Raw genomic sequence first — 11958 nt, 5'->3', positions numbered from 1 at the left:
TTAGTCGCGGAATATGGGAGCATGAAACGATGAGCGTCACCAGCGGCATGGTCGGCCACGGTTTCTACAACCGCCACTCGGCGCCGCAGATGGCGGCCATCGAACATGTGCTGCCGTGGCTTGATGCCGCGGCAGGTGGCATGGACTTCGCGGCGGTGCCGACAACGATCGCTCTCGCCGATTTCGGTTGCTCGGAAGGGCACAATTCGATCGCCGTCATGAAGCGTCTGGTGGACACCGTTCGAGCGCAGAGCGACCGACCGATCCTGACCATCCACAGCGACCTGCCGAGCAACGATTTCTCGGGCCTGTTCACGGAGTTGAGGGGACAAGGCGGCTCGGTCTTCGGCAATGCCCGAGTGTTTTCGTCAGCCGTGTGCGGCTCCATGTTCGAACAGTTGTTGCCGCCGGCGTCAGTGCACTTCGCGACGACCTTCAATGCCATCGGCTTCCTGTCGAGGCGGCCGCTCGAACGGCTGCCGGGATACATCCTGCCGAACGGGCCGAGCCAACGTGGCGGCATCGGCTACGTTGCCGACGATGAACGTGCGATCTGTGCGACGCAGGCCAGCGCGGACCTGGAGGCCTTCCTGCGCGCGCGCGGCCGAACTCGTCACGGGTGGCAAGCTGCTGGTTCAGGTATTCGGCGCCGGGGACGAGCAGCGGACCTGCGACGGCATCTACGACGTGCTCAACGATGCCGTACTCGAGGTGTTGGCCGATGGCCTGATCGATCGGCAACAGTACGACGATTACTATCAGCCGGTCTATTTCCGCACGCTCAATGAATTGACCGCGCCGTTCGCCGACAGCACTTCGCCGGCATCCCGGCTCTTATCCCTCGATTGCGCCGAGAGTTACGAAGTCGCCGTGCCGTTCGTCGAGGCGTTCCGCACGACGGGCGATGTGGCGCGCTATGCAAGCGAGTACACCGACTTCTTCCGCGCCTTTACCGAAGCCGTGCTGCGTGCAAGTCTCGCCGGGCAGTCGGGCTTGCAGATCCTGATCGACGACATCTATGCACGCGCCGAACGCCTGGTGCGCAACGACCCCGGGCGCTACGAATTTCACTATGTCGCACTGGCCATGCAGCTGACACGACAGGCATGAGGGTGGGGCGCGCTTCGCGTTTCGGGTTGTCGCTCCGCACTGATGCTGGCCACGCAACTACAAGCATTCACTACGAGGGTCACTTCCGCTAAGTGCGCAGCCGCGCAGGCTGCGGTTCACGTTTCCCACGATGTCGCTCAAGGGGATGGGCGTCAGATTCAGGCCAGCCTTCAGCCTCGCCTTGATCTTCTTCAGCGATTTCGCCGCCGGCTGGACATCCGGGTAGGGTTTCCCGGTGTTGGTTCCTCGACACATGCGTTTCTTTTTGCCCAACGGTCCAAGACCGGGGCGGCGAACAGGACACTTCACGCTTTTTTTTCTACGAGTCGTCAAATCAGGCCGGTCGACCGCGCACCCAAACCCGTTGTTTCGCCAGCTCACGAATGATCGCATTGGCTGACATTTGTCGCTCAGTTGTACTTCCGGAATGACCTCGCCACCCTCGGACGCTGAGCGCCCTTTAGCCAAACACCCAAAAGCGCTTCAAAGTCGTGAGGCACCCCAGGCCGCCTCGGTATGGTTGGCAGTCTGCGCTGATGCTTGGTGTTTTATTGGTATCGTCGCGGAGGAATTCTGGACATTGCTTGCAGAGCAGGCAACGGGGTGCCGTGCCGGTCGGCGTTGCTTGCTTGCAGCGTGCAGACAGCGGAAGCAGCGGCCCCGGCCAGCCCCGGGAAGGGGCAAACGAGGACGGCGGCAGGCTGGTTTTTCTTGAAGCGATGTGCTCTTAGCGCGGGTGCAGCCAGCTTGGCAGGAAGCTGTAGGGGTCGGCGTTGACCGTCGTGTCGTAGGAAATGCCGTGGCGTTGCAGCCGCTCGGCGAGCTTGCCATCCTTGCAGGCGTCGAACAGTTCGCTACAGCCGCCGACGAACTCGCCGCCGACGAAGATTTGCGGGAAGGTGTTCGAGCCGGTCTTCGCCCGCAGCGCCTGGCGCAGCTTGCCGCCACGGTTGTCCTGCTGGTAGGCGACCGAATCGAGGTCCACCGAGCGGTAGGGGATGCCGTATTTCGCCAGCACCTTGCGCACCGACCAGCAGAACTCGCACCACTCCAGCGCGAACATCACCACCGGTTGCCCGGCATCGGCGATCAGGGCGGCGACTTCGGCGACGGCGGTCTCGTCCAGCACCGGCGCTTCGTCTTCGGCCGGCGCGGCGGCCGGCGCGCTGACGTCGAAGCGGTAGCCCGCGGTCGAACGCGAAATTTCGTGCTCTTCCGCGGTCATGTCCACCGCCACGTCTTCGAACAAGGGCGTACTCAGGTAGCGCTCGCCGGTATCCGGCAGCATGCACAGGATGTTGGCGCCTTGCGGCGCGGTGGCGGCGATCTGCAGCGCGCCGGCGAAGGTGGCGCCCGAGGAGATGCCGACGAAGATTCCTTCCTTGCTTGCCAGGTCGCGCGCGCATTGCAGGGCGTGTTTGCCGTCGATCGCCAGGAAGTCGTCGATGCGCCGGCCCTCGATCACCTCTTCGGCCAGTTGCGGCACGAAGTCCGGCGACCACCCCTGCATCAGGTGCGGCCGGAACAGCGGGTGGCTTGCAGCGACAGAGCCGTCGGCATTGCGTGCCTGCGGGATGCCGCTGGCGAGGATCGCCGAGTTGTCCGGTTCGCAGACGACGATGCGCGTGTCGGGGCTGCGTTGGCGCAGCACGCGCGAGACGCCGTTGAGCGTGCCGGCGGTACCGAAGCCGGTGACCCAGTAGTCGAGCTTGACATCGTCGAAGGCTTGCAGAATCTCAACCGCGGTGGTGCGCGCATGGGTTTCGGCATTGGCCGGGTTATCGAACTGACGCGACTGCCACCAGCCATGCGCGCGCGCCAGTTCGACGGCCTTGGCGACCATGCCGGAGCCCTTCAATGCGGCCGGCGTCAGCACCACGCGGGCACCCAGGAAGCGCATCAGCTTGCGGCGCTCGACGCTGAAGTTCTCGGCCATGGTGACGACCAGCGGATAGCCTTTCTGTGCGCAGACCATCGCCAGTCCGATGCCGGTGTTGCCGCTGGTGGCTTCGACGACGGTCTGGCCCGGCTTCAATTCGCCGCGCCGCTCGGCGTCTTCGATGACGCCCAGCGCCAGACGGTCCTTGACCGAACCCATCGGGTTGAAGGCCTCGACCTTGACGTACAGATTGACGTGTGGCGGACCCAGCTTGTTGATGCGCACCACCGGTGTGTTGCCGATGGTGCCGAGGATGCTGTCGAATCGTTTGTTCATCGTCTCGCTCTCCTGGTGGGGTTGCCCGCTGCAGTCAGCGTGCTTTTTTTGGTTCTCTCGCTTCTTGTCGTCCGGCTGCCCAGTTTACCTCGCCAGCGCGCCTGGTCGTCGGCCGGCAGGCGGGGCCGGGGTCGGCGCCGTGCGCCAGCCGATGGGCGGCGCCGCGGCGGTTGGTGAGGATCAGGTCGTCGTCACCAAGGGCGCTGACCACGCCGATGCCGGCCGCTTCCTGGCCGACCGAGGTGCAGGTTTCCGGCGCTTTCCGGGCGGCGCTGCCGGCGACAATCGCTTCCTCGTGGGCGCGCACCAGCAACATCTGCTCGAGCAGCGCGGTTTCATCGACAGCTCGGCTTTCTGGCTTCATTGCGGCTGCCGTCCCGATAGTGGTGACGGCAGTCGAGGCCCTCCGGGAAAAGCCGCAAGATGGCCAGAGTGCGCTTAAGAAACGTCTAAGAGGCCTTGAAGGAGCATTGAAGAAAGCGTCTCTGTAGCACGCTTGCAAGGGGGCGAACGCGCCGCACGGGCTGACGGCGCGCCAGATTCTGCGTGCTCACGTTTGCGCTACCGAGCCGCAGGGGCAACGGGCTGAGAGTTCCTCCGGAACGCGTTACCTAACGTCGGCCGCCAAAACGGCCGCCGAAGCCGCCGCCAAAGCGCCCGCCGAAGCCGCCCCCACCGAATCGGTCGCCACCGCCCCAGCCTCCGCCGCCGAATCGGTCGCCACCCCCTCCGAAGCGGTCGTCGCCACCGAAGCCGCCGGCGTGGCTTTCAGCGTTGCTGCGCGCCTGCTGGTTGCGATCGGCCCAGCCGGTGTCGCCCCCGGCAGATTGCCATCCGCTGGCGCCGTGTTGCTGCCAGCCGCTGTCGGTATTGCGATAGACACTGCCGTCTGTGCCCGCGTAATGGTTGCCAAACAGGCCGCTCGAAGTGGTGCTCTTGCTCTGGCCTGTCCTGGCATCGTAGGCGGTGGTCGTATGCTGGGCACCCACTCCATCCGGGCCGGCCGTCGCCCCTGCGCTTTTCGAGATCGAACTGCCGCCGGGGCCGGTCGCCGAGGCGCTGGAAGCGTAGGAGCGCTGTCCGGTTTCGGTATTGTAGGCGCCGCCGCGGGCGACATTGCCGGAGGTGCCGGCGGCGGTATTGAAGCTGCGATCGTAGCCACGCTGCGCCTGGCCGGTGTTCTGGTTGTAACTGCGACCAGCGGCGTAGGAGCCGGTCGTTCCGGTGCGGTTATTGCTGTAGTTGCCGCTGGCGCTGGTGCCGACCTTGCCGTCGGAATTGGCGTACCAGCTTCGCGAGCCGGAATAGACGGTGTTTCCCCAATGGCCATAGACGTCGGCACTGGTCGATCCACAGCAGGGATAACCCCAATAGCCGGGGTGGTACCAGGCGCCGCCCCAGTAGGGCGCGGCCCAGGCGGCGGTGGCCAGGCCGAGGCCGAAGCCATAGGCAAAGCCGACGTAGGGGTTGTAGATTGGTGCCGCAGCCAGGCCCCAGGTGTAGGGCGCCGCATACCAGACCGAGCCGATCCAGGGCGTGTAATAGTAGCCGGTGCCATAGACTACGACGCCGTCGGCGCTTACCACGTTGCCCAGGTAGCCAGGGGTATAGCCGACGTACGCGACCTCGTTGCTGGCGCCATAGACATGTACGTAGGTCACGTAGTGCAAGGGCGAACTGGTCGGGATGTCGTAAATCACGGGTGGCACGCTGGTGGCGACGAACCACGGGCCGGTGAGGCGGCCGGCCGTAAACCAGACGCCCGCCTGGACTGCGTAATAGCTGCCCGCTGTCACCTCGATGATCGGCACTTCGGCGTTGCTGACGTACTGCAGCGGCGTGCCGTCGATTGGCCGGAATCGTGGCGCGCCGTCGAATACCGGGGTGAACTTCGGCCCGTTGCTCAGAGGCACGGTGGCGGTGTGCGGAATCGAATTGGCGATCAGTGTTTCCTGCGCCTGCGGTGTGCCGGCAACCGAGGCCAGAACGACGCCGGCTGGTGCATCCTTGGGAATGCGGCCGAAGTCGGCGGGCAGCGCGTTGGCAGCGGTGTAGGTCCACGGCCCGGTCAAGGCCGAAGCGCGGTACCAGCGCCCGGAAAGCAAAGTGTAGTAATCGTTGTTGGCGGTATCCACCAGCACGTCGGCGGTCGTGTTTTCCGCCCACAACAGGCCGCTGCCGGTGATTGGCACGAAGTTGGGCTGACCCTTGAAGACGATCAGCTCGGCCGGCACCTGGCTGACGTAGAGTGTCGGCACGCCATTTTCCAGCGTCGGTTTTGGCTGCGCCTGCGGACCACCGTCAAGCAGGTCGACGCGGCCTTTTTTGGCCAGTTTTTCCGCCACTTGGTTCAGCCCGGTCGGTTCACCGAGCGCTCTGCTCCACGGGCCGTCGAGCGAATCTGCCGACAGCCAGCCGTCGAAAACGTGCAGGTACCAACGGCTGTCGCCCTTGCTGCGGACGATCAGTGCCTGGGTGTTGATGACGCGCTCAAAGCGCGTATTGGCGACTGGCCTGATTGCCGGCACGCCATCGATGGGTATCAGGATCGCCGGCGAATTGCTGACGATCACCCGTGGTGGCTGGTTGTTGACCTTGGCCGCCTGTGGTTTCACTGTGCCCGAGGCGGCAAGTTCGCCTTCGAGCAAGGGTAGTGACATGCTGGCCATGACCGTCGGCAACTGCGTGCGCAATTGGCGCAAAACGTCGAGGCCGTGATCCGGGAGCGTCGGGAAGCTGGCCCGGCTCAGGCTGAGGTCTTCCAGGGAGACCCGTCGCGTGACACGATCGACGCCGGTGCGTGCGCTGCCCCAGATGACGCCGAAGCTTTGTTCCTTGGCATCCGTCTCTTTCACGGAGACCGCGGCGCGGAAGCTGAGCCTGTTGCCTTGCCAGCTATTGACCTGCGGCAGATAGACCAGCGCGGTTGCACCGGAGATTTCGGCCTGGCGGGGCCAGCCGTCACTGGCTGTCGGCGGCGCTGCTGGAGGCTGGGTGGCATTACCCGCTGCTGGAGGAACGGGCAGGCTGGTCCACGAATCGGCTGCTCTTACAGCGCCGTCGAAGGCTGGCTCTGCGTTCATGGGCGGCGCCATGTTCATTCCGGGGTCACCCGCAAAAGACGCTGACTGTTGGTTGGCGCAGCCGATGGGACCGGCGATGATGGCGCCAAGCAGGCAGGTGAGCAGGCGGGGTTTCGGCAGCTTGGCGATCATGGCGTTCCTCTGCGGGCGAAGTAGATCAGTGTGGGAGATTCTTGCGGCATAGTATGGAGTCGCCTGCTGGAGGGGTCAATGTGCTCGCTGCCCTGAACCTTGCCGCCAGCTTGCCGGCGGGTGCGGGCGCGTTGCCGGCTCAGCGCTGAAGCGGGAAACGCTGTTGGTTTACGGATCACCGCCCTGGCGGCGCTACGTGCCATACGTCACGCGAAGCTGCCGGCACTCCGGGACGCTCGGGGAAGGTCGCTTTCGCTCGCCCGAGTCACGGGAAGCCTCCACGCTTGACGGCTGCGCGGCAAGTGCTAGCCTGCGCTTTTCACTCAGGGAGACTGCGATGCAAAGGCGACAACTGGGCCGTGATGGTCCGCAGGTATCGGTGCTTGGCCTGGGGTGCATGGGTATGAGCGACTTCTACGCCGGGCGGGACGACAGCGAATCGATCGCCACCATTCACCGTGCGCTGGACCTCGGCATCAACTTTCTCGACACCTCGGACATCTACGGCCCGCATACCAACGAGCAACTGCTCGGGCAGGCGATCAAGGGGCGGCGAAGCGAGGTCTTCCTGGCAACCAAGTTCGGCATCTTGCGCGATCCCGACGATGCCTCGGTGCGCGGGTTCGACAGCCGCCCGGCCTACGTGCGAAGCGCCATCGAAGGCAGTCTGCGGCGGCTGGGCGTGGACAGCATCGACCTCTACTACCAGCATCGGGTCGACCCCGCGGTGCCGATCGAGGACACGGTCGGTGCGCTTGCCGAGCTCGTTCAGGCGGGCAAGGTGCGTTACATCGGCCTTTCCGAAGCGTCCGCCAGCACCCTCGAGCGCGCCCACAAGGTGCACCCCGTCAGCGCACTGCAGAGCGAGTATTCCTTGTGGTCGCGCGACCCCGAGGCCGAGGTGCTGGCCACGTGCCGCCGGCTTGGCGTCGGCTTCGTGCCCTACAGCCCGCTCGGCAGGGGCTTCCTCACCGGTGCGATCAAGCGCCCCGAGGATTTCGCCGCCGACGACTACCGACGTTCGAGCCCACGCTTCCAGGGCGAGAACTTCGCGCGCAATCTGGCCCTGGTCGACCAGGTCAGGGCGGCGGCTGCCGAAATCGGCTGTACGCCGGCGCAACTCGCTCTGGCGTGGGTGCTGGCGCAGGGTGACGACATTGTGCCGATCCCCGGCACCAAGCGACGCAAGTATCTTGACGAGAACGTCGGTGCGCTCGCTGTCCGACTGACGCCCGCACAACTGGCTTCGTTGGATGCGGCGTTTCCGTTCAACGCCGCCGCCGGCGAACGCTACCCGGCGAACATGATGGGGGCGGTGAATCGCTGATCGCCATGCGCCTCCCGGCGGTTTCATCGCCGGAAGCGGGTGGTCGTTCGTCAACCGCCGCTGTCGGCGCGCCTCCGGCGTAAAGCATGTCCCCTCCAGCGGCAGGGTTTGCGGGTGCGCACAGTCAGGCTATCCTGGCGGCTCGCTCAGCGCCGTCCGATGATCCATGCACCTGCTAGAACAAATCGCCGTCTTCCTGCTCGCCGCCGTGCTGCTGGTACCGCTGTTCCAGCGTCTCAAACTGGGCGCGGTGCTCGGCTATCTCGCCGCCGGCATGCTGATTGGCCCGTGGGGGCTGGGCGTCGTCGGCGAATTGCAGTCGACCATGCATTTCGCCGAATTCGGTGTCGTCCTGCTGCTCTTCCTGATCGGCCTCGAACTCGAGCCGGCGCGCCTGTGGGCGCTGCGCCGAGCGGTATTCGGACTCGGCGGCGCGCAGGTGGCGGCAACCGGTTTGCTGCTCTCGCTGGCCGGACTTGCGGCCGGACTCGGCTGGCAGGCCGCGCTGATCGCCGGCCTTGGCGGGGCGATGTCATCGACCGCGTTGGTCATTTCGTCGCTGGCCGAGCGCGGCCAGTTGATGGCGCGGCACGGCCGCGACGCCTTTGCCGTGCTGCTTTTTCAGGATCTCGCGGTCATTCCGCTGTTGGCGCTGTTGCCGCTGCTGGCTTCCTCGCCGACGCAGGGCGGTGTGCATTGGCTGGCAGCCACCAAGGGCGTTGGCGCGATTGTCGTGGTCATTTTCGGCAGCCGCCTTGTGGTGCGGCCCGCACTCAAGTTCATCGCCCGTCACAGCAGCCGCGAGGTGTTCACCGCGGCGGCGTTGCTGCTGGTCGTCGGCGCCGCGTTGGTGATGGAGAAAATCGGCCTGTCGATGTCGCTGGGGGCCTTCCTCGCCGGCGTACTGCTCGCCGATTCCGAGTTCCGCCACGAACTCGAGGCCGACATCGAGCCCTTCAAGGGCCTGTTGCTTGGGTTGTTCTTCATGGCCGTCGGGATGAGCGCCAACCTCGGCCTGCTCTGGCACACACCCTTGCTGGTGTTGGCCATCGGCCTCGCGCTGATGGTTACCAAGTTCGCCGTGCTCTATGCAATCGCCAAACTGATTCGCGCGCCGGAGGACAGCGCGCAGCGCCTCGCCGTGTCGCTTGCGCAGGGCGGCGAGTTCGCCTTCGTGCTGTTTTCGGCCGCCGCCACGCTCGGTGTGCTTGAGCGGGAGACCAGCGAACTGTTGGTGATGGCGGTGACCCTGTCGATGCTGCTCGCACCGTTCGCCTTTACCGGCCATGAGCGCCTGCTCGCGCGCTGGCTCGAACGCACCACCGAACCCGCCTACGACACCATCGACGGCCCCGGCAATCCGGTCATCATCGCCGGTTACGGCCGCTTTGGCCAGATCGTCTCGCGGACGCTGCGGATGTGCGGCATCGCTTTCACCGCCCTTGAAGTCAACTACCAGCAGGTGGATTTCGTGCGTCGCTTCGGTAACAAGATTTATTTTGGCGATGCCTCGCGGCTGGAACTGCTGAACGCGGCGAAGGCTGGTGAGGCAAAGCTGTTCGTGCTGGCGATTGACGACGTCGAAGCTTCGGTCAAGATTGCGGCCCTGGTGCGCAAGCATTTTCCCGACTTGCCGATCCTCGCCCGCGTGCGCAACCGCGTACATCTCTTTCGCTTGCGCGACCTCGGCGTCAAGCTGGTCTACCGCGAGACCTTTTTGTCGAGCCTGGAGGTCGCGCAACAAGCGCTGCTGGGCCTCGGCTTCGACCTGCCGTCGGCGCAGCGTGCGGTCGCCCTATTCAAGCAGCACGACGAAGCGCTGCTCGACGTCCAGCATGCGCTTCACCACGACGAGGCGCAGCTGATTCAGAGTGCACAGGAGGCAGCCGCGCAACTGCAGGACCTCTTCGAGGCCGATGCCGCCAGCTTCGAACAGTCGCGCGGCGACGTCAGTGCAGGGTGAGCGCGCGGCTCGCCTGTCGCATCAAATGATCATCATTGCCCCAGACGACAAACCATCGTGTGCATCGCGGCATTGCCACCGGCGCGACGCAAGATCGAGCGCTCCATCGACGGGCTGTGCCTGACGGCAAACGCCGCGGGCGAATGACGTGACGAACCATGACTTGTCATGGCAGTTACTTTCTGCGCAGGACCTCGTTACGAATTTCCTGGTAATGCTCTCGGGTTTCGGACTGAATCAGGGCAATGCCCAGACTGGGCGGCAAGACGGTATCTGGCACAGCCTCGGCCTGATAGATAATCCGGGTGCCGTTGCCGGAAGCTTCAAGCCGCGTGATGCCGTGATACTGCTTCATGTCGCCGCTGATCATGCGCGACTCGAAGCCAGTGATGGGCATCAGGGTGATTTCTCGCTCCGACTGAAAATGCATCGTCAGCGGGCCGAAACTGGTCGTTCCCGTCTGCGATACCCGGATCGAGTTTCCCTGTCGGGACAGCACCTTGCTCGTGACGACATTGGAAAGGAAGCGCGCCAGGTTGTCGAAATCGGTCAGCACCTCCCAGACCTTTTTCTGTGATGCAGGTATGAAGAGTTCTGCCTGCACGCTGACCAGCTTGTCGTGAACTTCAACGCGAACAACAATGTCACCAGCATCATCTCCGGCAAGCGCCTGGAGGGGAAAAAGACCCAGCAAGACAACGCAAAACGCCCTGAACAAAAGCTGCAGCGGCACCATTCGTTCAATCCCTTATTTGCGATTTCGCTGCAGCAGCCACTGTATGGCGGCAGCTATCAATCCAACCATTGCCGCCTGCTGGATGTTGGCGACCTGGACACCGTCACCGAGAAGAACGTCGGCGAACAGGGAGCCCGCGAATACGCCAGCGCTGGCGATGACCACACTCATGCCACGATCCATCATGACCTCACGTCAAGCCGAACCTTGATCCCCGACAGCTATCGTAACTGAACTGCCCCGGGTCTGGCAGGCGTCGTTGAAGTTGCGCTGCGGCCGCTCGCTTGCCGGAATCAGAGGGCGTCGGCAACGGCCCGGCCGACGTCGGTGGTGCTCGCCGTCCCGCCCATATCTGGTGTTCGCGGGCCTTCGAGCAGCACGGTTTCGATGGCGCGGAGCATGGCGTCGTGCGCGCCCGTGTGGCGGGCGTCGCCGCGGCCGAGGAAGTCGAGCATCATTGCGCCGGACCAGATCATGCCGATCGGGTTGGCGATATTGCGCCCGTAGATGTCTGGTGCCGAGCCGTGAACGGGTTCGAACAGCGAAGGAAAATCGCGTTCAGGGTTGAGGTTGGCAGAGGGCGCGATGCCGATGGTGCCGGCGCAGGCCGGGCCGAGGTCGGAGAGAATGTCACCGAAGAGGTTGGAGGCCACCACCACGTCGAAGCGTTCCGGGCTGAGCACGAAACGCGCACAAAGGATATCGATATGGTACTTGTCGCAGAGCACTTCAGGGTAGCTCGCCGCCATCGCCTCGACCCGCTCGTCCCAGTAGGGCATGCTGATGGCCATGCCGTTGGACTTAGTCGCCGAGGTCAGGTGCTTCTTGGGCCGGCGCTGCGCCAGCTCAAAGGCGTACTTGAGGATGCGGTCCACCCCCTTGCGGGTGAAGATCGATTCCTGCAGCACGGTTTCCCGGTCGCTGCCTTCGAACATCCGCCCGCCTACCGCCGAGTACTCGCCTTCGGTGTTCTCGCGCACCACGTAGAAGTCGATGTCGCCGACCTCGCGGTTAGCCAGCGGGCAGGGCACACCGGGCATCAGGCGGACCGGTCGCAGGTTCACGTACTGGTCGAAACTGCGCCGGAACTTGAGCAGCGACCCCCACAACGAAATATGGTCGGGCACCGTGGCCGGCCAGCCGGCGGCGCCGAAGTAGATGGCGTCGAAGCCCTCGAGCTGCTCGAACCAGTCCGCGGGCATCATCGTGGCGTGCTGCAGGTAGTAGTCGCAGTGGGCCCAGTCGATGGGTGTGAACTGCAGGTCGAGGTCGAACTTGCCGGCGGCGGCTGCGAGCACGCGCAGGCCTTCGGGCATTACCTCCTTACCGATGCCGTCGCCGGCGATGACGGCGATTCTGTGGGTGGTCATGATGCGCTCCCTGGTTGGCTGC

The 11958-nt window shown here is 64.6% G+C and carries 8 protein-coding genes and 2 pseudogenes; 4 read left to right on the top strand and 6 right to left on the bottom strand.

Going from position 1 to position 11958, the window contains the following annotated elements:
- Nucleotides 1-29: 29 nt before the first annotated feature.
- Nucleotides 30-1110 (top strand): annotated as a pseudogene (locus RUW20_RS21725) (hypothetical protein).
- A gap of 727 nt (nucleotides 1111-1837) precedes the next feature.
- On the opposite strand, the gene RUW20_RS21720 reads toward RUW20_RS21725, so the two are convergent.
- The 4 genes and pseudogenes from RUW20_RS21720 to RUW20_RS12750 all read right to left on the bottom strand — a co-directional run bounded on the left by RUW20_RS21720 (nucleotide 1838) and on the right by RUW20_RS12750 (nucleotide 6540).
- A complete protein-coding gene (locus RUW20_RS21720; RefSeq protein ID WP_409559362.1) occupies nucleotides 1838-2173 on the bottom strand; it encodes a glutaredoxin domain-containing protein in 336 nt (111 codons plus the stop codon).
- Between the two features lie 126 nt (nucleotides 2174-2299).
- Nucleotides 2300-3325: pseudogene (locus RUW20_RS12760) on the bottom strand (PLP-dependent cysteine synthase family protein); the annotation flags it as partial.
- Nucleotides 3326-3359: 34 nt separating this feature from the next.
- A complete protein-coding gene (locus RUW20_RS12755) occupies nucleotides 3360-3689 on the bottom strand; it encodes a hypothetical protein (protein WP_313952609.1) in 330 nt (109 codons plus the stop codon).
- A gap of 247 nt (nucleotides 3690-3936) precedes the next feature.
- Nucleotides 3937-6540 (bottom strand): hypothetical protein, encoded by a 2604-nt coding sequence (locus RUW20_RS12750; RefSeq protein ID WP_313952608.1) that lies wholly within the window; start codon nucleotides 6538-6540, stop codon nucleotides 3937-3939.
- Between the two features lie 337 nt (nucleotides 6541-6877).
- Here RUW20_RS12750 and RUW20_RS12745 point away from each other — a divergent pair, with 337 nt between their 5' ends.
- A complete protein-coding gene (locus RUW20_RS12745; protein WP_313952607.1) occupies nucleotides 6878-7867 on the top strand; it encodes an aldo/keto reductase in 990 nt (329 codons plus the stop codon).
- Between the two features lie 166 nt (nucleotides 7868-8033).
- The gene (locus RUW20_RS12740; RefSeq protein WP_313952606.1) at nucleotides 8034-9830 is read left to right on the top strand and encodes a monovalent cation:proton antiporter-2 (CPA2) family protein; all 1797 of its coding nucleotides are present in this window, start codon (nucleotides 8034-8036) and stop codon (nucleotides 9828-9830) included.
- Nucleotides 9831-10005: 175 nt separating this feature from the next.
- Here RUW20_RS12740 and RUW20_RS12735 read toward each other — a convergent pair whose 3' ends face one another.
- Nucleotides 10006-10434, bottom strand: a complete 429-nt coding sequence (locus RUW20_RS12735) for an SRPBCC family protein (protein ID WP_313952605.1) — start codon at nucleotides 10432-10434, stop codon at nucleotides 10006-10008.
- A gap of 15 nt (nucleotides 10435-10449) precedes the next feature.
- On the opposite strand from RUW20_RS12735, the gene RUW20_RS12730 reads away from it, so the two are divergent.
- Complete coding sequence (locus tag RUW20_RS12730) at nucleotides 10450-10800, top strand: hypothetical protein (RefSeq protein ID WP_313952603.1); 351 nt, start codon at nucleotides 10450-10452, stop codon at nucleotides 10798-10800.
- Nucleotides 10801-10859: 59 nt separating this feature from the next.
- Here the strand turns inward: RUW20_RS12730 and RUW20_RS12725 are convergent, their stop codons facing one another.
- The gene (locus RUW20_RS12725; protein WP_313952645.1) at nucleotides 10860-11936 is read right to left on the bottom strand and encodes a tartrate dehydrogenase; all 1077 of its coding nucleotides are present in this window, start codon (nucleotides 11934-11936) and stop codon (nucleotides 10860-10862) included.
- Nucleotides 11937-11958 lie beyond the last annotated feature (22 nt).

Source organism: Accumulibacter sp. (assembly GCF_032229525.1).
In the GTDB taxonomy this organism is placed as follows: domain Bacteria; phylum Pseudomonadota; class Gammaproteobacteria; order Burkholderiales; family Rhodocyclaceae; genus Accumulibacter.
Note: the sequence above shows the minus strand (reverse complement) of the source record. Positions and strands in the feature narration are given on the sequence as shown.